The 21756-nt window shown below is 31.1% G+C and carries 17 protein-coding genes; 13 read left to right on the top strand and 4 right to left on the bottom strand.

Annotated elements, in window-relative coordinates; translation table 11 throughout:
- Nucleotides 1–43 precede the first annotated feature (43 nt).
- On the bottom strand, nt 44–1846 hold the full coding sequence (locus tag D6T69_RS07555) for a sodium:solute symporter family protein (RefSeq protein WP_125067168.1): 1803 nt from the start codon (nt 1844–1846) through the stop codon (nt 44–46).
- Nucleotides 1847–1917: 71 nt separating this feature from the next.
- Between D6T69_RS07555 and D6T69_RS07550 the strand changes: the two genes are divergently transcribed.
- The 7 genes from D6T69_RS07550 to D6T69_RS07520 all read left to right on the top strand — a co-directional run bounded on the left by D6T69_RS07550 (nt 1918) and on the right by D6T69_RS07520 (nt 11680).
- Nucleotides 1918–2811: a nucleotidyltransferase family protein gene (locus D6T69_RS07550; protein ID WP_206197841.1), complete on the top strand. Its 894-nt coding sequence runs from the start codon at nt 1918–1920 to the stop codon at nt 2809–2811.
- On the top strand, nt 2802–3881 hold the full coding sequence (locus tag D6T69_RS07545) for a phosphotransferase enzyme family protein (RefSeq protein WP_125067166.1): 1080 nt from the start codon (nt 2802–2804) through the stop codon (nt 3879–3881). Before D6T69_RS07550 ends, D6T69_RS07545 begins: the two co-directional genes overlap by 10 nt.
- A gap of 66 nt (nt 3882–3947) precedes the next feature.
- Nucleotides 3948–5861 (top strand): molecular chaperone HtpG, encoded by a 1914-nt coding sequence (gene htpG, locus D6T69_RS07540; protein WP_125067165.1) that lies wholly within the window; start codon nt 3948–3950, stop codon nt 5859–5861.
- A gap of 415 nt (nt 5862–6276) precedes the next feature.
- Nucleotides 6277–7011, top strand: coding sequence for a helix-turn-helix domain-containing protein (locus D6T69_RS07535; RefSeq protein WP_164506701.1), 735 nt, complete (start codon nt 6277–6279; stop codon nt 7009–7011).
- 132 nt (nt 7012–7143) lie between these two features.
- Entirely contained in the window at nt 7144–8274 is a 1131-nt protein-coding gene (locus tag D6T69_RS07530; protein WP_125067163.1) for a DJ-1/PfpI family protein, read from the top strand.
- Entirely contained in the window at nt 8275–9774 is a 1500-nt protein-coding gene (locus D6T69_RS07525) for a serine hydrolase domain-containing protein (RefSeq protein WP_125067162.1), read from the top strand. It abuts the gene before it with no gap.
- A gap of 91 nt (nt 9775–9865) precedes the next feature.
- Entirely contained in the window at nt 9866–11680 is a 1815-nt protein-coding gene (locus tag D6T69_RS07520) for a DUF885 domain-containing protein (protein ID WP_125067161.1), read from the top strand.
- A gap of 56 nt (nt 11681–11736) precedes the next feature.
- On the opposite strand, the gene D6T69_RS07515 is transcribed toward D6T69_RS07520, so the two are convergent.
- Together D6T69_RS07515 and D6T69_RS07510 are read right to left on the bottom strand one after the other, a co-directional pair.
- Nucleotides 11737–12150: a hypothetical protein gene (locus D6T69_RS07515; protein WP_125067160.1), complete on the bottom strand. Its 414-nt coding sequence runs from the start codon at nt 12148–12150 to the stop codon at nt 11737–11739.
- On the bottom strand, nt 12137–12721 hold the full coding sequence (locus D6T69_RS07510) for an RNA polymerase sigma factor (protein ID WP_125067159.1): 585 nt from the start codon (nt 12719–12721) through the stop codon (nt 12137–12139). The genes D6T69_RS07515 and D6T69_RS07510 overlap by 14 nt, the downstream gene beginning before the upstream one ends.
- A 138-nt stretch (nt 12722–12859) precedes the next feature.
- Between D6T69_RS07510 and D6T69_RS07505 the strand changes: the two genes are divergently transcribed.
- From D6T69_RS07505 to D6T69_RS07480, 6 genes are all read left to right on the top strand, one after another.
- Complete coding sequence (locus tag D6T69_RS07505) at nt 12860–13243, top strand: DUF6249 domain-containing protein (RefSeq protein WP_125067158.1); 384 nt, start codon at nt 12860–12862, stop codon at nt 13241–13243.
- Nucleotides 13244–13347: 104 nt separating this feature from the next.
- A complete protein-coding gene (locus D6T69_RS07500; RefSeq protein WP_125067157.1) occupies nt 13348–14676 on the top strand; it encodes a M28 family peptidase in 1329 nt (442 codons plus the stop codon).
- A 1-nt stretch (nt 14677) separates the two neighbouring features.
- Nucleotides 14678–15244, top strand: coding sequence for a YdeI/OmpD-associated family protein (locus tag D6T69_RS07495; RefSeq protein ID WP_125067156.1), 567 nt, complete (start codon nt 14678–14680; stop codon nt 15242–15244).
- An 87-nt stretch (nt 15245–15331) separates the two neighbouring features.
- Nucleotides 15332–17926 carry a zinc-dependent metalloprotease gene (locus D6T69_RS07490; protein WP_125067155.1) on the top strand — a complete coding sequence of 865 codons (2595 nt, stop codon included), beginning with the start codon at nt 15332–15334 and terminating at the stop codon, nt 17924–17926.
- Nucleotides 17927–18089: 163 nt separating this feature from the next.
- Nucleotides 18090–18617 carry an RNA polymerase sigma factor gene (locus tag D6T69_RS07485; protein ID WP_125067154.1) on the top strand — a complete coding sequence of 176 codons (528 nt, stop codon included), beginning with the start codon at nt 18090–18092 and terminating at the stop codon, nt 18615–18617.
- Nucleotides 18617–19414, top strand: coding sequence for an anti-sigma factor (locus tag D6T69_RS07480; RefSeq protein ID WP_125067153.1), 798 nt, complete (start codon nt 18617–18619; stop codon nt 19412–19414). Before D6T69_RS07485 ends, D6T69_RS07480 begins: the two co-directional genes overlap by 1 nt.
- Nucleotides 19415–19527: 113 nt before the next feature.
- Here D6T69_RS07480 and D6T69_RS07475 read toward each other — a convergent pair whose 3' ends face one another.
- Nucleotides 19528–21756, bottom strand: coding sequence for a TonB-dependent receptor (locus D6T69_RS07475; RefSeq protein ID WP_125067152.1), 2229 nt, complete (start codon nt 21754–21756; stop codon nt 19528–19530).

Here is a 21756-nt window from a genome sequence, read left to right as displayed (position 1 = left end):
GTTTTAATGTTAGTGCTTTTTTGGTTTATAAGTTCGAAAAGTTTTATAAAAAATTAACTCTAATTTTTTTCCATAATTTAAGTAATACAAATACAGAAATTAACGCTATAACAGTTAACCCTGATGCTAGCACATAATTACCATAAATCCAATTTCCAGTAGCAAACAAACTACTAAAAACTAAAACACAGCCAGTAAAGGTAGCTAATAATCCATTTCCTAAATTCACTGTTTCTTTCTCATCCTCTAACGAAACATTTTGCTCCTTTGCTTTATCTAAAACATACTTCCATCCTGCTTTTTTAGGTTGAATTTTTTTATAAAAGTTAATCAGCACTTCATCATCTTCTGGTTTCGTTAATATTGTTACCAACACCCAAACAATTGTGGTACACAATACCACTAACGGAAATTGCCAATAACTTTCAAACACTCCTTCATTTCCAAATAAATATTCTGAATTAAAATAAAAGATTAAAGAAAAAATTCCTGATGCTACCATTGCTGAAATTTCACTCCAAGCATTAATACGCCACCAAAACCAACGCAATAAAAATATAAGTCCAGTACCTGCACCAAACATTAATATAAATTTAAAGATCTCTAACGCATTGGTAAATAGTAAAGCTAGTATTGCGCTAAAAATCATTAAAACTACTGTTGCTAATTTCCCAACATTTACCAATGTTTTTTCATTAGCGTTTGGATTTATATTTTGCTTATAAAAATCATTTACTATATAAGATGCTCCCCAATTTAAATGAGTAGAAATTGTACTCATGTAAGCAGCTACTAACGATGTAAGTACAACACCTGCCAATCCACTAGGCAAGAACGTTAACATAGCTGGATATGCTAAATCATGCCCTAATTTGTCATCTGACACATTAGGAAAAGCCTCTTTTATACTCGCCAAATCAGGAAATACCACCAATGAAGCTAATGCCACAATAATCCATGGCCACGGACGCAAAGCATAATGTAAAATATTAAAGAAAAAAGTTGCTCCAATAGCATGATTTTCGTCTTTAGAAGCCAGCATTCTTTGGGCTATATACCCTCCTCCTCCAGGTTCTGCCCCAGGATACCAAGCACTCCACCATTGTACTGCTAAGGGAATAATAAAAATTGATATAAGCAGTTCCTTATTACTAAAATCTGGTAAAATTGATAGTTTATCTACTACATTAGGATGTGTTAATAAATTTTCTAAACCATCTATTTGGGGATGATTTACAGCAACCACAGCTGCTCCAACAGCCCCTATCATAGCTACAAAAAACAATAAAAAATCGGTATATACTACTCCTTTAAATCCACCAATAGCACTAAAAATAACTGTAACTACCGAAGCTATACCTATTGTTTGAATTGGAGTTAAACCTAACATTACCTCTCCTATTTTTATAGCAGCTAAGGTTACACCAGCCATTGCCAAAACATTAAAAAATATTCCTAGATATAGTGATCTAAATCCTCTTAAAAATTTAGCTGGTTTTCCTCCATATCTAAGCTCATAAAACTCTAAATCAGTAGTTGATTGACTCTTTCTCCATAATTTTGCATAAATAAAAACGGTTAACATTCCTGTTAGCAAGAAAGCCCACCAAACCCAGTTTCCAGAAACACCATTGGTTCTAACTATATCTGTCACTAAATTAGGAGTATCAGTCGAAAAAGTTGTGGCAACCATTGAAACTCCCAATAACCACCAAGGCATATTTCTTCCAGATAAAAAATATTCAGAAGTACTTTGTTTTGACTTTTTTGAAACCCAAATTCCTATTCCTAATGTAATACTGAAAAAAATGAAGATAAAAGTATAATCAATCGTAGTTAAGTTCATGAAATAAAATTTAATGTCGACCAAAATAATCAATCAGATTAAATTATATTGGGCTTTTTTAAATAAATGTTATGACTTTAGTAATTCTTGCTGCTGGTATGGGAAGTAGATATGGCGGATTAAAGCAATTGGACGCTATTAGTAATAAAAATGAGTCTATTATAGACTTTTCTATATATGATGCTATTAAATGTGGTTTTAAAAAAGTAGTTTTTGTAGTTCGACAAGATTTTTTAGAAACTATAAAAGCCTTGTACTTACCTAAACTTCAAGATAAAATTAAGGTAGCGTTTGTTTGTCAAGAAGTAACTAATATTCCAGAAGAATTCAAAAATAATAACAGAGTAAAACCTTGGGGAACCGCACATGCACTACTAACAGTTAAAAATGTAGTTGATGATAATTTCTGTGTGATTAATGCCGATGATTTTTATGGAGCTAATGCCTTTCTTAAAATGGCTGAGTTTTTAAACAAAACGACTCCTTTATCAGGGGAATATGCCATGGTCGGATTTAAAATTCAAAATACACTTTCTGAAAACGGAAGTGTTTCAAGAGGAGAATGCTACCTTGATGCTAATAATTATTTAAAAAAGATTGTTGAGCGCACGAATATTAGTTTGATTGATAACCGTATAATTTATACAGAAAATAACCAAGAGAAAGAAATTCAAAAAAACAGCTTAGTTTCAATGAATTTTTGGGGATTTACTCCCACTATCTTTCGAGAAATGGATGCTCTTTTTTATCAATTTTTAAAGGAAAATTACCAAACAGACAAAAAAGAATTTTACTTACCTAGTGTCGTAAATCATTTACTAGAAACTAAAAAAGCTACTGTAAAAGTTTTAGAGACCAACTCAAACTGGTTAGGAGTTACTTATAAAGAAGATAAAACAGCGGTAATTTCTAAAATAACTGAATTAAAAAAAGACGGTGTGTACCCTGAAAGTTTATGGAGTTAGAAAAAAAATTAACCACCATTTTTAATACGTTTCAAACTGAGCATACTTTTAAACGTTTTGAAACATTCAATTCTGGGCATATCAACGATACTTTCTTAATCATTACTCAAGAAGACATAAATTATGTGCTACAAAGAATAAATGGAACTATTTTTAAGAAAGCTTCTGATGTCATTGAAAACAAAATAAAAATCACACAACATTTATCAAAAAAGGGAATTCAAACAATTCGGTTTATCCCAACCAAAGAACATGTTTTTTATATAGAGGACGCGGATAAAAATCTGTGGAATTTATCTGAATTCATTAAAAACTCTCAAACCTTTTTAAAAGTTAACTCTAATGACATCGCTTATCAAGCGGGCTTAATTACCGCGGAGTTTTTAACACAAACTTCAGATTTTGAATCTGATTTGGTAGAAACATTACCGAACTTTCATTCGATGTCTTTCCGATTTCAAGAATTTCAAGAAGCTCTAGTTTCAGCTTCAAAAACAAGGAAAAAACAAGCCCAAAAATGGATTGATTTTGCTCTCCTTAATAAAGAAAAAATGATGGTACTTGAAAATGCTATCAATCAAAAAGAAATTCCGTCACGAGTAACTCATAATGACACTAAAATTTCTAATATTTTATTTGACTCCAACAATAAAGCTATCTGCTTAATCGATTTGGATACTGTTATGAAAGGATGTATACATTTTGATTATGGTGATGCTTTACGAACTATTTGTAACACTGCTGAGGAAGACGAAGCAACTATCTCTAAGATTAATTTTAATATTGATTATTTTAAAAATTATACAGAAGGTTTTCTAAAAAATTTAGCTAGTAATATTTCTAAACAAGAAATAAATTACCTTCCAATAAGTATTCAAATTATGACATTTATTATGGGGCTTCGTTTTTTGACAGATTACTTAAACAATGACGTTTATTATAAAACTAAACACCCTAAACATAATTTAGATAGAGCCAGTAACCAATTTACCTTGGTCCAAAAAATTCGCCAACAGCAACATGAAATAAATTCCTTTGTAAAAAGTACTTATATGTCAGTTTGTCACTAATTTTTATTTGGTATTTTTTTTGACTATTCAATCCACAGAAAATAATATCAAATAAAATATATACTTATGAGTAAAGGAAACATTAATGTATCGGTTGAAAATATATTTCCACTGATTAAAAAGTTCTTGTATTCTGATCACGAAATCTTTTTACGTGAATTAATTTCTAACGGAACTGATGCTACTACTAAATTAAAACATCTTATCTCAATTGGTGAAGCTAAGACAGAATTAGGTGACGCTAAAATTGAAATAAGTATCGATAAAGATGCGAAAACCCTAACCATTAAAGACCAAGGTATTGGTATGACAATGGATGAGGTTGAAAAATACATCAACCAAATTGCCTTTTCTGGTGCTGAAGAGTTCTTAGAAAAATATAAAGACGATAAAAACGAAACAGGTGTTATCGGTCACTTCGGATTAGGTTTCTATTCTGCTTTCATGGTAGCTGATAAAGTAGAAATTTTCACAAAATCATTCAAAGACGAGCCAGCTGCTCACTGGACATGTGATGGTTCACCCGAATATACTTTAGTGGAACACGACAAGTCTGACAGAGGTACAGAAATCGTATTACATATTGCTGAAGATTCTACTGAATTTTTAGAAGAAGGTAAAATCCGTGGATTACTAACTAAATACAACCGTTTTAACCAAGTACCAATTAAATTTGGAACAAAGAAGATAAATGATCCAGATTTTACTCCCAAAACCACTAAAGACGAAGACGGTAAAGAAGTAACTGAGCCTCACAAACAAATTGAAGTTGATGATATCATCAATAATACTGAACCTGCATGGACTAAAAAACCAGCAGATTTAGAAGATGAAGATTATAAAAACTTCTACCGTGAGTTGTATCCAATGCAATTTGAGGAGTCTTTATTCCATATTCACTTAAATGTAGACTATCCATTTAACTTAACGGGAATTTTATATTTCCCTAAGTTAACACAGAACTTGGATATGCAAAAGGATAAAATTCAATTATACCAAAACCAAGTTTTTGTAACGGATAATGTAGAAGGAATTGTTCCTGATTTCTTACAAATGTTAAAAGGGGTAATTGATTCTCCAGACATTCCATTAAACGTTTCTCGTTCTTATTTACAAGCAGACGGAGCTGTTAAAAAGATTTCTGGATACATCACCAAAAAGGTAGCAGATAAACTTTCTTCTTTATTCAAAAATAATCGTGAAGATTTCGAACAAAAATGGAACGACATCAAGGTTATTATTGAGTATGGAATGTTATCGGAAGAGAAATTCTTTGACAAAGCAAAGAAGTTTGCCTTATACCCTACTGTTGATGATAAGTTCTTCACGTTTGATGAGTTAGTTGAAAAAACTAAAGATGCTCAAACTGACAAAGACGGAAATCACATCGTTTTATATGCTGCTCACAAAGATGCACAACACAGTTATATTGAAGATGCAAAAGCAAAAGGATATGAAGTATTGTTGTTAGACTCTCCTATCGTTTCGCATTTAATGCAAAAATTAGAAATGGAGTCTGGCGATGCTAAAGTACAATTCAAACGTGTAGATGCTGACCATATTGACAATTTAATTAAGAAAGACGATACAGTAATTTCTAAACTTTCTGACGAAGAAAAAGAGAAGTTAAAACCTGTTATTGAAGGCGCAGTAAACAACACAAACTATACAGTACAATTAGAAGCTATGGATTCTAACGCTTCTCCTTTCATAATTACTGTCCCAGAATTCATGCGCCGTATGAAAGAAATGAGTGCTACTGGTGGAGGCGGAATGATGGGAATGGGTAACATGCCAGAAATGTACAACTTAGTAGTAAATACTAATCACGAGTTAGTATCGGAAATATTAAATGCTGATGAAGACAAGCAAAAACAATTAGTTACACAAGCATTTGATTTAGCTAAATTATCTCAAAACCTATTACATGGTGAAGAGTTAACAAACTTTATCAAACGTTCATACGAACTAATTAAATAATGGCGAATTACCATAGATAATTTTTAAAAACCTCTTTGTGAAAACAGAGAGGTTTTTGTTTGCTCTTTAGTACAATATATTATAAAACAAAAGTATTTTTGTTTTATATATTTACTTTATGAAAACGGAACATATTCTTATTCTTTTAATATGTGGTTTGGGTGTTATACATGGTTTCATCCTAGGGCTTTATTTATTAACCCAAAAAGATATCAAACTCACATCTAATAAAATCTTAGGGGTTTTATTAATACTCTTCGGTATTCGAATAAGTAAATCTATTTTCTTGTACTTTACGGTTGATTTAGATTATATTCTAATCACCTTGGGGTTAACTATAATACTTTTACTAGGCCCTCTTTTTTATTTCTATACGAAAAGTTTCCTTCTCAGAAGTTTTAAAATAGAGAAGAAATTGCTAATACATGGAATTCCGTTTTTAGTATTTCTTATTTTAAATAGCTTTAAACTACTAACTAAAGATTTTTATGTTTCTTTTGGTATTTATTTAATTTACCTTCACTTCTTAGTTTATATTTTAGCTTCTTTCTTTTTAAAAAAGTCCTTTGTACAGAAAGAGGATACACTTACTTCTCTAAAAAAAACATGGCTAACATTAATTCATATTGGTATTATTTTTATTTGGGCGTCTTATTTCTTCTTTCTTTTAGGAGATACTATACCATACATTCTTGGCCCCCTAATCTATTCTGTTGCTATTTATTCTTTAAGCCTGTGGGCTATAATAAATAAAGCATTAAAAGAAGATGATAAAAAGTACCAGAGCTCATCATTAAATAATGAAAAGTCAAAAGAAATTTTCACACAACTTGAGTATTATTTTCAAAATGAAAAACCTTTTTTAAATCCAGATTTAAAACTTCAAATGGTTGCCTCAGAATTAAATGTAACCTCTCATTCACTTTCGCAATCGGTTAATGAAAATTGTAAACAAAATTTTCAGCAATATTTAAACTCTTACAGAATTAAAGAAGCAAAAGAAATTTTACTATCGGAAAAAAATAAGAAAATTACCATTTCTTCTATTGCTTATGATTGCGGTTTTAACAGTATCTCTGCATTCAATACTGCTTTTAAAAAAATAGTAAATCAAACTCCTTCTCAGTTTAGAAAAACTGAGAGCAATTAACCTTATTCTTAAACTCCCCTTTATAAACTAAGACTTTCTAGTTCATAATCTGCTATTACTGAATTATAATTCAGATATATTTTGACGAGCTTTTTAGCTTTTTTCGCATCAAATAATCTAAATTAAAATCTCATGAGAAAAATATTTTATTATGTTCTTTTCCTATTTCCGTTACTTCTAAACTCGCAAGCCAAAAACAATGATAAAAAAGTTTTAATGGTGGTAAGCAGCTACGGAAAAGATTTAGGAGCAACAAGACCAGGCTATGAATTTGATGAGTTTTCACAAGCCTATTTAATATTTAAGAATAATGGTCTTACGATTGACATTGCTAGTCCAAAGGGAGGCAATGTAGAAGCTGATAAATTCAATAGAGAAAAGGAATACAATAAGGCTGTTTTAGAAGATACAAAGGCTTTATCTTTATTGAATAACACCAAAGCTACTGCGAATATAAATGCAGAAAATTATAATGCTATTTACATTGTTGGAGGTAAAGGTGCTATGTTTGACTTACCTTATGATCCTTCTTTACAGGATATTATTCTAAACTTATACAATAGAAAAGAAACCGTAATATCTTCAGTCTGTCATGGTCCCGCATCATTTGTAAATATTAAAAACAAAGATGAATTTATTATTAAAGATGTTGAAATAACCGGATTTTGTAATATTGAAGAAGAACTCTTTGGTAAAAAATGGGTACAGGAGTTTCCTTTTAGTTTAGAATCTAAGTTAAAGTCTAGAGGGGCTATTTTCAAGCAAACCGATTTTATGCTATCTAAAATTGCCGTTTCTGGGAAATTTATTACTGGTCAAAACCCTTTTTCAACAACAAGATCTGCTGAAGCAGTAGTTAAATCATTAGGTCTAACACCTGTTAAAAGAACTTTATACAAAGATGAAAAAAGTGTATATCTTATTCAGGATTTACTGAATAAGAAAAAATCTTTTGTATGGGCTGAAAAGGAGCTACTAAACAATAAGTCTAGTTATGACATTCAAATAATTGCGGTGTACGGTTACTATAAGATCTTAGCCGCAAAAAACAATCGAGAAGAATTAGCTACAGGTATTGAACTGGTAGAGTTAACTACACCGCACTTTTTTAATGAACACCTGCAATTCTTAATTGCTAAAACATATAATACTCTAGGAAAAAAAGAGAAAGCTATAGAAGTTTTAAACGAATTAATTTCAAAAAACTTAATTAAAGAAGAAGCGCAAAAATTACTTCAAAACATCAATAATAGTTCTAACTAAATGAAATTTACTTATATCAAGCTAGTTATTACAATAATTTGTATTGTAATCTTAGGTATTCATGTAGGTTGTTCTCCAATCCAACCTGACAATATTGGGAATGAGCAAAAGTCCAAGGCTATCATATCCGAGTATTCAGAATCTGAAAATCTTGTTAATTACATACTCAACGAACTAATGAAATTACCAAGTATGCCCCCTGGAGTTTCATTAGCTATAAGTAAAAATGATGCTATTATTTATACTAAAGGCTATGGATACGTTAATCTTAAAACCAAAGAACCTGTTTTACCAAGTACGCAATTTAGAATGGGTAGTTTATCTAGAATTATAACTATTACTTCTTTATTGAAATTAATTGAAGAAGGGAAATTGAGTTTTAACGATACTCTGGAAGAATTACTTCCTAACTATCCTCAAAAAAAATATCCAATTACAATCAAACAATTAGTTACAGGACTTTCTGGAATGGAAAATTATAGTGAACATGATAAATTTACCAAATCAAGTTATCATAGTGTTGATGAAGCTTTAACCGTTTTTTCTCATGTACCATTGGCTCATAAACCAGGAGAAAAATACAAGTATAGTACACATAGTTATACATTACTTTCTAAAATTATTGAGAAAGCTTCGAATAAAACTTTTCCTAAAGTATTAAATGAAAACATTTTTAGTTTTTTAGCTATGAACTCAACTGCAATAGAAAACTTAGATAATAATTCAAGTCAAATGTCAGGTCTATTTAGTTTAAATAGAGAAGGTGCAAATAAGGGACTCTTAACCGAAATAATCACCCCGAAAGATTATAGCTATAGTTGGGCTGGTGCTGGTATGATTTCAACTCCTTCTGATTTAGTTAAGTTAGGAAACTCTTATCTTAATGGTTTTATAAAAAAAGAAACTTTGAACAGTGTTTTCGAAATACAACAACTAAACTCAAAAGATACTATAAGACAAAGCATTGGTTGGGACAAGAATTGGGATATGGATAACAGAAAAGTTTTTGAACAAGACAGATCTGCAGAAGGTACTAGAAATATTATAAGTGTTTTCCCAGATCAAAAACTTTCAATAGCTATAATGACTAATGCTTTTAGACTTTGGGCCATTGAAGAAACTGCTCATACCCTTGCTATTCCATTTTTAACAAAACCTTATCCTATAAAACAACCTGAAGGGATATTTCCATTAGAAATAAATGAAGACGTAAGAGGTAAATGGGTAAAAAGAGATGGTACTCTTATTTTAAACGGACAAAACGATCGGCTAATCATCAATCATAAAGCCCAAGATGATGAAATTTATCAACTTGTTTATCTAAATAGAAAAAACAAGTATGCTCTAATTCATCCAGACGGCGTATTATATTCTGAAATAAACTTAAACAATAAACAAATCTCAGGTAAAGTAATGTATTATAGAGGACCCAATCTACATAAAACATCTACAGAACCTCCATATCTAAAATTTACAGGATCAAATAAATCTCTTCAATAAAACTAAAACCTCTCTTAGCTGAGAGGTTTTTAATTTTTTAACCTCTTAGATTTTCTTTTTAATATATTTGTTTACAATCAAAAATACAATCATGAAGAAAATCCTTTTAACCATAGTAGCTACCGCTGCACTTCTTACTTCTTGTAAGCAAGAAAAAAAAGAAGCGGTTAACACTCCTACTCCAGAAAACATGGAGTTTAATCAGTTACTAAAAGACTATAACGAAGGAAAACTACAATTAAACCCTGTAAATGCAACTTTTGCGGGTGATAATCGTTTTAACGATCAATTTCCTAACACACTTTCTGACGAATATCAAGCAAAAAGCAACGAGTTTTTCAAAAACTACAAAGCTAAACTTAACAACTTTAAAGATGCTGACTTAACCGAAAGTCAACAAATGAGCAAAGCTGTATTGGATTGGGACTGTGATATGGCATTGGCACAAGCTAGCTATAAAAACGACTTATTAATGCCTATTAACCAAATGTGGACAATTAACCTTACCATGGGGCAATTAGCAAGTGGTAGTAGCGCACAACCTTTTAAAACAGTTGAAGATTACGACAATTGGTTAAGCAGATTAGACAAATACAATACGTGGTTACAATCGGCTAAAGAACGTATGCAACAAGGTATCAAAGAAGGGTATGTTTTACCAAAATCATTAATCAAAAAAGTAATTCCTCAATTCGAAAGCTTAACTGTTGTAAAAAAGTCATCTGAAGGAATTACCGATTTTTCTGAACATTTATTTTATTCTCCGATAAATGCTTTACCTGCTAATTTTTCGGATGCTGATAAAACAAGATTAACAGAAGCGTATACCAATATATTGAATGATAAATTAATTCCGTCATTCAAAGCTATGTATGAATTTTTAAAGGTTGACTATTTAGCTGCTGGTAGAGAGAGTAGCGGTATTTCTGATATTCCTAACGGAACAGCATACTACCAACATGCTATCAAAAATTATACGACTACCAACATGACAGCTGATGAAATTCATGAATTAGGGCTAAAAGAAGTTGCTCGAATTTTATCAGAAATGGAAAAAGTAAAAGAGCAAGTTGGATTTGAAGGAAACTTAAAAAAATTCTTTGATTTTGTTCGTAACAACAAAGAGTTAATGCCATATACTGAACCGCAACAAATTATTGATAACTTTAATGCGATTCATGAAAAAATGAAGCCACAATTAGAAAAATTATTTGGTAATAAGCCAAAAACTCCTTTTGTGGTAAAGCAAACTGAAAAATTCAGAGAAGCTTCTGCTAGTGCTGAATACAACCCAGGTTCGTTAGACGGAACTCGCCCAGGAGTTTTCTATACACCAATTCCTGATGCTACTAAATACAATGTATTTTCTGATGAAGCTTTATTTTTACACGAGGCTATTCCGGGGCACCATTATCAAATTTCATTAACGCAAGAAAATGAAGATTTACCTGATTTTAGAAAAACGTTATGGTACAGTGCTTATGGTGAAGGTTGGGCTTTATATACTGAAAACTTAGGAAAAGAATTAGGTTTATATACAGATTCTTATCAATACTTCGGAATGTTAGGTATGGAAATGCACCGAGCTATTCGCTTAGTAGTTGACACAGGGATGCACGCTAAAGGTTGGAGTCGTGAAAAAGCAATTCAATATTCATTAGATAATGAAGCGGAAGGCGAAGCTAGTATTATTTCAGAAATTGAACGTTATATGGCGAACCCTGGACAAGCATTATCATATAAAATCGGACAATTAAAAATCCGTGAATTACGCGCTAAAGCTAAAAAAGAATTAGGAGATAAATTCGATATTAAAGAATTCCACAATCAAGTTTTAGAAACAGGATGCATTCCGTTAGCACTTTTAGAAAACAAAATTGACAAATGGATTGCTTCTCAAAAGTAATCCCATTACTCTAATAAAAAATAAAAATCCGCTTTGAGTTTTCAAAGCGGATTTTTTTATGAGTTAAATTTTCTAGTAAAATGGTTTTTCAAATAATAGATTTGTACAAATACCATCACGGTAAAAAAGAAGCAGGCACTTAGCATTAAATTTGATACTGTGATATTTTCAAATAAATTGGGTATTTGAATATTTGACAAGTAATCTATTCTCATCTTGGGTATTTTCAACCAACTCAATGAAGTTCCTTTTGACACAAGCAACATACTAATAGCTAACAAACTAGCTAAAACAACCCATACTTTTTTAGAAATTAATGGTGTAGCTTTATAAATAGAAGATTGTTCTTCGTTTAAAATAGCATCCATAATATTTGCAGTAAAATCAACAGATGGTGTTTCCTCTTCTATTTCGTTGATATACTTTTTCACAAAAGCATCTAACTCCTTTATATTTTTATTTTCTCCCATAATGATTAATCAATTCTGGTTCTACTTTTTTCTCAACTATATTCAGTAAACTTTTTCTCGCTCTGTGTAATTTCACCTTAACATTCGCTTCAGAAAAATCGGTTACTTCTACTATTTCCTTCAAACTTAATTCTTCAAAATAAAACATCCATAAAATAGAACGTTCTTCTTCTGGCAAACTTAATAGACAACTATTTATTACTTGTGCTCGTTCTTTTCGTTCAATACCTTCTAAAATACTGTCTGTAGATTGTATTCTGTTGATAGTAACTTCATCAATTGCATCGGTATTGTACCTTTCTTTATTCCTTTTCAAACTATCTAAACAAGTTCTGTAAGTTATTTTATACAGCCAAGTAGAAAACTTGGACTCTCCTTTAAACTTACTTAAATTCTTATATGCTTTTATAAAAGTATCTTGTGATATTTCTTCAGCTTCTTCTCTACTCTTTACCATTTTTAACGCTAACGAAAACACCATTACTTTATACTTCTCAACTAAAAAAGCATAAGCATTAGCATCCCCTTTAAGAATTTTATCTATGTAAGTTTGATCGTTAATAATAGTCATTTTATACTATGACTGTACCTTCTTAAAAAAGGTTACAAGTATTTATCAAAAAAAAGTAAATATTTTCTGTAACCTTTTTTAAAATACAACTGTCATACTTGCAAACACATTAAAAATAATCATTTTAAACTTAAAAATATGGAAGTAGCAATTGTATTTATGTTCTTGTTTGCAGTAATATTCGGAATCTTTTATTTATTCTATTCAACAAGAAATAAAGAACGTTTAGCTTTAATTGAAAAAGGTGTAGATGCCAAAATTTTTATGCAAGGCGAAAAAAAACGTTCTACACTAACAGGAAGAGTTATTATCTTAAACTTGGCTTTACTAACTATGGGAATAGGTGTAGGTGTTTTATTAGGTGCTATTTTAAGTTCTTTCTTTGGTTATAATGGCCCTTGGGAAACTCGTCCAGCAGATGCTATTGATTCTGAAGTTTTCTTTATAGCTTCTATTTTTCTATGTGCTGGTGGAGCTTTATTAATCGGATTTAATCAAACCAAAAAATTAGATAACGAATAGAATTTGTTTAAATAGACACCTTCTTAAATAAATATGTTAAAAGAGAATAAAGCTAATTTTATTCTCTTTTTTGTTTTGTAATTTAGTAAGCTAAATTCCTTAACATGAGAAAACTCATAATACTATTCCTTCTTATTTCTACAAATATATTAGCACAAACCGATACTAAAATATACGATATTATCAATGCTATTTCTAGTGATAGAATTAAAACAGATATTACTACACTAACAAATTTCGGTACTCGACATACACTAAGCGATACTATTTCTAATACACGTGGAATTGGTGCAGCACGTCGTTGGATTAAATCTGAATTCGATAAAATTTCTTCTGATTGTAATAACTGTCTAGAGGTATTTTATCAAAAAGACTTGATAAGAAAAGGAGCTAACAGTAGAATAACTAAAAATGTTTGGGTTGTTAATGTAGTGGCTATTCAAAAAGGAACTAAATACCCTAATAATTACATTGTAATGAGTGGTGATATTGATTCAAGAATTTCCGATCCTAATAATTTTACTGATGATGCACCTGGAGCTAACGATAATGCATCAGGAATGGCTGGAACTATTGAAGCAGCTCGTGTATTAAGTAACTATACATTTGAAAATAGTATTATTTACGTAGGACTGTCTGGTGAAGAACAAGGTTTGTTTGGCGGAAAAGGATTGGCTGCCTACGCCAAGGAAAAAAACTGGAATATTGTTGGTGTTATGAATAATGATATGATTGGAAATATTAAAGGTGTTGATGGTGTAATTGATAATCGTACGTTTAGAATTTTTTCTGAGCCTGTACCTCCAACAGAAACAGAGCGTCAACGAAAAGCACGTCGCTTTTATGGTGGCGAGGTAGACGGAATTTCACGTCAGCTAGCGCGCTATATATACAAAACTACCAAAACTTATATGCCTGAAATGAATCCGAAAATGATTTACCGTTTAGATAGATTTGGTCGTGGTGGACATCATAGGCCTTTTAACGATACAGGTTTTGCCGGCATTCGAATTATGGAGGCGCATGAAAACTATACGCAACAACACCAAGATATTAGAACTGAAAATGGTATTGAATATGGAGACCGCTTACAATTTGTAAATTTTGAATATGCTAAAAAATTAACTGCTGTAAATGCTATTAATTTAGCAAGCATTGCTTCTGCCCCTCCTTCTCCGAAAAATGTAGGAATTGGTGGTATTGTTGAAGCATCTGCAAAATTACAATGGGATAACGTTGATGGTGCTAAAGGGTATAAAATTTATTGGAGAGATACTACTTCCCCAACTTGGGATAACTTCAGATATGTAGAAAACACTACTAAGTTTCCTTTAGAAGGAATTGTTCTTGACAACTACTTCTTTGGTGTAAGTGCTGTAGGAAAAAACGGACACGAAAGTATCGTTTCATTCCCTTCTAAAATTATACGTTAAAATGGAAAACAAACCTCATCTATATTTTAAAACACATATTGAATGGAGAGCTTGGTTATTAGATAACCATAATAAAAGCGATGGAGTTCATCTAATTTTATACAAAGTTGACGTAGACATACCTAGTATGCGCTGGGAAGAAGCAGTAAAAGTAGCTTTATGCTTTGGTTGGATAGATAGTACTGTGAAAAGTTTAGGTGATGGTAAAAGGCGACAATACTTCTGTCCTAGAAAGCCTAAAAGTGTATGGAGTGCTTTAAATAAAAAATACATCAAAGAGCTAACTACCGCCAAATTAATGCACCCTGCTGGAATTAATTCAGTTAAAATTGCTAAAGAAAATGGCTCTTGGTATGCTTTAGATGCTGTAGAAAATTTAATTATTCCTGAAGATTTACAAATTGAATTTGACAAAAACCCTACTGCTTTTAACAATTTTCAAAACTTTGCTCCGTCTTACCGTAAGAGCTACTTGTACTGGATACATCAAGCTAAGAGAGAAGCAACAAGAATAAAACGAATTAATGAAATTATTCGTCTGTGCGAAGCCAATATAAAGTCTAAATAACCTGTTAAATTTTATAATATAATTAACAATTTTAAACAATAATAAAAGTAAATTGGTTGCCTTATTTATCAACTCAAACAAATTATTATGTTTACAAAACAACTAAAGTTAGTTTGTTTACTTTTTTTAACCATTTCAATAGCGGGTATTCAAGACATAAATGCTCAAAAAAGGAAAAAGAAAAAGAACAAAGCTAAAACAGAGATTTCTTCTAAATCAAAGAAAAAGAAACCCAAAAAGACAATCAAAAGCTTAACAAAAAGCAGTAAAAAATTAGATGGTTTATTTACTATTTATCAAGACACAGTTACTGGAGATGTTAAGCTATTATTGAAAAAGGATCAACTAGACAAAGATTTTATCTATTTCTCGCAAATAGCTGATGGTGTTACAGAAGCTCGTGCATTTAGAGGTTCTTATAGAGGTTCAAGCATTTTCAACATAAAAAAACACTTTAATAAAATTGAGTTTGTTGCTCCTAACACTTCATTTTATTTTGATGAAAATAATGCAATTTCAAAATCAGCAAGAGCAAATATTAGTGATGCCATCATAGCTAGTACTAAAATTTTAGCTTCAGATGAAAAGAAAGGAGAATATTTAATAGATGCTAATCCTTTATTTATTTCTGAAGTTTTTACTCGAATTAAAGCTCCAAACTTTCCTAAAAGCTCTCCTTTTGCTTTCAAGTTAGGTAGATTCGATAAGAAAAAATCAAAAATAAATAGCATAAAGAACTATCCAGAAAACACTAATCTTAAAACTGAATATGTATACAACAATCCTTCAGTCTTAAATCAAGGGTCAAGAGCGATTAAAGATGGTAGATATATTTCTATAAAGGTTTTTCATACGTTTATGAACGTTCCTGAAAATAACTACCAAACTAGAATGGATGATCCTAGAGTAGGTTATTTTTTAACTACCACTAACGACATGACCTCTACTGAAACGGTAAACTATAGAGATTTTATACACCGTTGGAAACTTGTTAAGAAAAACCCTGATTTAGCTATTTCTGAGCCTATAAAACCAATTACTTGGTGGATTGAAAACTCAACACCTAAAGAATTTATTGAAACCATAAAAGAAGGTGTTTTAGCTTGGAACGAGGCTTTTGAAAAAGCTGGGTTTAAAAATGCTATGGTTGTAAAAGTTCAACCAGATGACGCTACGTGGGATGCTGGTGATGTTCGTTATAACGTATTACGTTGGACCTCTTCTCCTAACCCTCCTTTTGGTGGTTACGGACCAAGTTTTGTGAATCCAAAAACAGGAGAAATTCTAGGAGCTGACATTATGCTTGAATATGTTCATTTTACCAATCGTGTAAAATACAATAAAATATTTGGTGATGTTTCAAAAGCATCTTCTGAAGAAGAGGCACTTGCTATTTTTACAAATGAAAACAACCACATGTACTGTTCAGCAGGTCATTTAATGCACGAAAACACCATGTTTGGTAAAACAGTTTTAGCTGCTACTGGTGCATCTGATTTAGAAATGGAAGGCATGAAAAGAGAAGCTATGAAATCACTAATCATGCACGAAGTTGGTCATACATTAGGATTAAACCACAATATGAAAGCAAGTCAGTTATTTTCACCTGAACAATTAGCTGACGCTGATTTTATAAAAGGAAAATGCTTAACTGGTTCTGTTATGGACTATGCTGCTATTAACTTAACTCTTGATAGAAGTAAACAAGGGCAATATTATGATACTGCTGTAGGACCTTATGATATTTGGGCTATCCAATATGGTTATACGCCTTTTAAAAATAGAGCAGAAATGGATGCTTTATTAGCACAATCAACAAAACCAGAATTAATTTTTGGTAATGATGTTGATGACATGCGTTCTCCTGGTAAAGCTATCGACCCTCGTGTTATGACAGGCGATTTATCAAACGACCAAATCAAATATTCAATTGATCGTATTAAGTTAGCCAATAATATGATGAAAAACATTAAACAACGTTTTTCTAAAAATGGAGAAACCTATGAAGAACTCAGAAATGCTTATTACATCATAAATGGTCAAGCTGCTAGAGCTGGTGATGTAATTTCAAGGTTTATTGGAGGTGTTTATGTAGATAGAGCTGTATCTGGTCAAGAAAATGCAGCCCAACCATACACACCGGTTAGTTTAGCTGATCAAAAAAGAGCTATGGAAGCTCTAAAAACTTATGTTTTTGCTCCTAACGCTTTTAACGCTCCTAAAGATTTATATAACTATTTAGCAAGACAAAGACGTGGTTTTAACTTCTTTGCAAGATCTGAAGATCCTAAAATTCATGCTGAAGTATTAAGTTATCAAAAAAGAGTTTTAAATCATATTTTACACAGAAACACTTTACAAAGAATTTCTGATTCAGAATTATATGGAAATCAATATAAACTGGCTAATTTTATGACAGACCTTAACAATGCTATTTTTAAGGCTGATATAAATACCAATGTAAACTCCTTCCGTCAAAACTTACAAACAGAGTATACTAAGATGCTATTAAAGATGATTAATGGTAAAAGTAAGTATACAAATGCTTCTAAAGCTATGGCTTTATACAACTTAAATAGAATTAAGTCATGGGTAAGTAATGGTGTTGGAAATATTGCCACTAAAGCTCATAAAAATCAATTAAAACTGTTAATTAATAACACTCTTAAAGATGTAAAATAACAGTATTAATAACTATAATACAACCCCATCATTTTGTAATGATGGGGTTCTTTTTTACTATACGCTTATCACTTTTAATCACTAAACAATAAACCTAATAGAAAAGATATTTAGGTAAATTCTAAATGATTTTTAGTATTTTGTACTCCAATCAATTAACTATATGCAACTAGAATCCCTCGTTAAAAATTTTAAAAACAAAGATGTAAAAGCTTTTGAAAGCCTCTACGAAATGTACAAACAAAGCGTTACTGGTGTAGTTTACAATATTGTCAGAGATCAAACAATAGCTGAAGAAATAACACAAGATGTTTTTATAAAAGCTTGGAATAACGCAAACACTTATTCTGAAAAAAAAGGACGTTTTTTCACATGGATTATCAATATTGCCAGAAATGCAGCTATTGATAAAACAAGATCTAAAAACTTTAAGAACAGTTCTAAAAACCTTGATGCCGAAATTTTCGTAGATATATTAGAGAACCATGACAGTTTAGACTCTAAAACTGATGCTATTGGTATAAAAAACTTTGTAAACAAGTTAAAAGATACTTGTATTAAGGTTATAGAGCTTCTTTACTTTAAAGGCTTTACACAAAAGGAGGTTTCTGAAAGTTTAAAAATGCCTCTTGGCACTGTAAAAACTAGAAGCCGAAATTGTATTAACGAATTAAGACTTATGCTTAAATAATGGCTACAAATAAACACATAGAATCTGGAATATTAGAACTATACATAGCTGGTGCTCTTTCTGATAAAGAAAATGAGCAAGTATATAGTTTGATGGTGGAACATCCTGAGATTTTAGAAGAGGTAAAAGAAATTGAAAAATCAATTTCTATTCTTACTTCTCATGTTGCTCCTAAAAATGCTAAAAATTCTTTTAAAGACGTTTTAATTAAAATGTTACAAGAAAAAGAAGATTCAGCTAAAACAATTCCTTTACGAACATCTAAAAATAATTGGGTAACTTATACAGGGTGGGCTGCTGCTTTAGTAGTTGGTAGTACTTTAATTTTATCGTTAAATAAGAGTGCTAATTTACAAGGTCAAATAGACACGATTAATGAAGCTAAAGAACAATATGAAATTAAGTTAGATGAAACTAATGCTGATTTAGCTGAAAACAAAAAGCTTTTAGCAGTAATAAGAAGCAAAGATATTGTTACAGTTCCTTTACAAGGACAAAAAGTATATCCTGAAGCCTATGCAAAGGTATATTGGAATAAAAACTCTAAAAATATTTACCTTGATGTTCAGGGATTACCTGATCCTCCAGAAGGAAAAGTATACCAAGTATGGTCTTTAAAACTTGATCCGTTATCTCCAACTAGTTTAGGTACTATAGATAACTTTGCTGCTAGTGATAGTAAAATATTTACTATTAACAATCCTAATGATTCACAAGCTTTCGGTATTACTCTAGAGCCAGCTGGAGGAAGCGAAACTCCTACTTTAGAACAATTATATACTCTAGGTGCAGTATAAATAACAATCTATTTTATAAATTAATATAGCCGCTTAAAGCGGCTATATTTTTGTTGCCATTAATCCTTCTAAAAAAATGACAACTATCAAGTCCCCCCGGACTATCATTATCTTTAAAAAGAATATCGTATGGTGGCTTTTGCAGAAAACGGAGTTCCTGGTGTAAAATGAATTTCTTCCACAGAATTTGGTTCATTTTGCAACCTTGATTCTGTAGCAAACTGTGTTTCATTCCAAGCTACATCAAAAATATTTTCTAACGCTACACCTAGTGTTATATTATTTATTTTATAACTAATATTCGCATCGGTAACAAAATAACCTTCTGCTACTATTGAATTATCTTCATTTGCAGGTCTATCACCTATATATCTGTAATGAACTCCTCCTGAAAAGTTCTTATAATTATTTATTGATAATCCTCCTGTTACAGTTACTTTAGGAGCTAAAGGAATATTATTTTCTCCAGACGGATCGTCAACACTTTCTGCTTTTGTAAAAGTAGCATCACTATCAAAATATAACCAATCTGTTAACTGATATCTAAGACCTAAATCAATACCATAGCGTTGTACTTCTCCTGAAGGTTCTACAATACCAGCATCTCCAACATAAACCAATTCATCTTCTGAAAGTAAGTACCATAATGCTGTATTTATAGCTATTTTTGAGGTTGGTTTCCAAACAGCCCCTAAATCAACACCATAAGCTCTAGGTAATGTTTTCCTGTTGGGTTGGGTTGCCACTACCCTAGTATCATTTGAATGAAAGCCTATTCCTGATTTTAAAAACCATTGAATTTTTTCATTTGGAGTATAAGTAACATTTATCTTAGGATTAACTACTACTTGTGATTCAGAAAACGTTTTGTATTCATCTAGTAAATAATCATTGTAGTTAAATTTTAAATAATCTAAACGTAAAGCTGGTGCCACCATAAATTTCCCAAACTCAAACTCACTATTTACAAAAGCGTAATAGTTAGTTTGATTTACCTTTCCTAATTGAATTCGATCTAAAACTTCTTTTCTTTGAAGTGTATGCGATAGCTCTAAATTATCTACAATATCAGCACGTAAACCTGTTCCAAAAGTCAACTCTACAGGTGTATTTGATATATGGGTTTTCTTTTTAAACTGTGTATTGAACCCGAAAACATCTCTGTTTTCAGTTTGCTTTATTTGATCTCCGTTCACAGGATCATCTAAAAAGAAGGTAAAGTTTGAAAATAAATTAAAATTATAATTTGAATAAAAAACGTTTGAAGTTACACTAACATCGTTCTTTAAAACTTTTGAGTGTTCTAAGTTTATGTTTGTTCTCGATGTTGTTCCTCCTTCAGTATCATCAATTGAACCAAAACGAGTAATATTTCCATTATCAACTTCTCTTTGTGGTATTTGCCCAGAAGCATCCCATTTACTAGTAAAATATGAAGCTGATAATGATAAACTACTATTATCTTTTAAAAAGGTTCTATACTTCGTAAAAATATTAATTCGACTAAAATTCTGAGGAGATTCTACAAAACCATCTGTTTCTAAATACTCAATAGCTACATAAGCATTGTCTGTATTATTTTTATCTAACAAATTAAACATTCCTAAAGTTCTAAATGTATTGAACTGTCCTATACCAACTTCTACTCTACTGTTTTGTAAATATGTTTTTGTTTTAAAATCTACATATCCAGCAGTATTAAAATCTCCTTTACTAGCGTAGTAAGGTCCTTTTCCGAAGTTAATTTTTTCGATGGTTTCAGGAATTATAAAGTGTAAATCACTATACCCTTGTCCGTGTGCATGAGAAACCATATTTACTGGTGTTCCGTCTACCGACAACGCTATATCTGTACCGTGATCAATATCAAAACCTCTTAAAAATATTTGTTCCGCTTTTCCTCCACCAGCATGTTGACCTATAAAAAGTCCTGGTACTCGTTGTAATATTTGTTGAGATGAACTTACTGGTTTTTTATCTAAATCAACTCTTACAATTGTTTGTAATGGATCTCTCTTGTTAGATAATACCATCTCATCTAACAAAAAACTTTTCATTTCTAAAATAATTGTTTTTGGAGAGCTTAGATCGTCACTACCTAATTCTAAGTTGATTTTTTTGTATCCTAGAATTCCAAATTCAATAATATCTCCTACTTTTGAATTATCTAAGATAAATTCTCCATTAACTTTTGTATGTGTATGGCTGTTACTAGTAGTATTATATACATATACATTCTCTAAAGGCTTTTTGTTGGTATTTAATACCTTTCCTTTAAATTGTTGTGAAAATACATGGTAACTACCTAACAATAATGCTAAAAATAAAATCTTTGTTTTCAA

The organism is Tenacibaculum singaporense, from assembly GCF_003867015.1.
Classification (GTDB): Bacteria; Bacteroidota; Bacteroidia; order Flavobacteriales; family Flavobacteriaceae; genus Polaribacter; species Polaribacter singaporensis.
Note: the sequence above shows the minus strand (reverse complement) of the source record. Positions and strands in the feature narration are given on the sequence as shown.

Bases quoted from the DNA above. Each gene is read 5' to 3' on its own strand.
- D6T69_RS07545 (WP_125067166.1), top strand. From the start codon at position 2,802: ATGGAGTTAGAAAAAAAATTAACCACCATTTTTAATACGTTTCAAACT.
- D6T69_RS07485 (WP_125067154.1), top strand. From the start codon at position 18,090: ATGCAACTAGAATCCCTCGTTAAAAATTTTAAAAACAAAGATGTAAAA.
- D6T69_RS07480 (WP_125067153.1), top strand. From the start codon at position 18,617: ATGGCTACAAATAAACACATAGAATCTGGAATATTAGAACTATACATA.
- D6T69_RS07490 (WP_125067155.1), top strand. From the start codon at position 15,332: ATGTTTACAAAACAACTAAAGTTAGTTTGTTTACTTTTTTTAACCATT.
- htpG (WP_125067165.1), top strand. From the start codon at position 3,948: ATGAGTAAAGGAAACATTAATGTATCGGTTGAAAATATATTTCCACTG.
- D6T69_RS07555 (WP_125067168.1), bottom strand. From the start codon at position 1,846: ATGAACTTAACTACGATTGATTATACTTTTATCTTCATTTTTTTCAGT.
- D6T69_RS07520 (WP_125067161.1), top strand. From the start codon at position 9,866: ATGAAGAAAATCCTTTTAACCATAGTAGCTACCGCTGCACTTCTTACT.
- D6T69_RS07500 (WP_125067157.1), top strand. From the start codon at position 13,348: ATGAGAAAACTCATAATACTATTCCTTCTTATTTCTACAAATATATTA.
- D6T69_RS07515 (WP_125067160.1), bottom strand. From the start codon at position 12,150: ATGGGAGAAAATAAAAATATAAAGGAGTTAGATGCTTTTGTGAAAAAG.
- D6T69_RS07495 (WP_125067156.1), top strand. From the start codon at position 14,678: ATGGAAAACAAACCTCATCTATATTTTAAAACACATATTGAATGGAGA.
- D6T69_RS07530 (WP_125067163.1), top strand. From the start codon at position 7,144: ATGAGAAAAATATTTTATTATGTTCTTTTCCTATTTCCGTTACTTCTA.
- D6T69_RS07525 (WP_125067162.1), top strand. From the start codon at position 8,275: ATGAAATTTACTTATATCAAGCTAGTTATTACAATAATTTGTATTGTA.
- D6T69_RS07510 (WP_125067159.1), bottom strand. From the start codon at position 12,721: ATGACTATTATTAACGATCAAACTTACATAGATAAAATTCTTAAAGGG.
- D6T69_RS07505 (WP_125067158.1), top strand. From the start codon at position 12,860: ATGGAAGTAGCAATTGTATTTATGTTCTTGTTTGCAGTAATATTCGGA.
- D6T69_RS07550 (WP_206197841.1), top strand. From the start codon at position 1,918: ATGACTTTAGTAATTCTTGCTGCTGGTATGGGAAGTAGATATGGCGGA.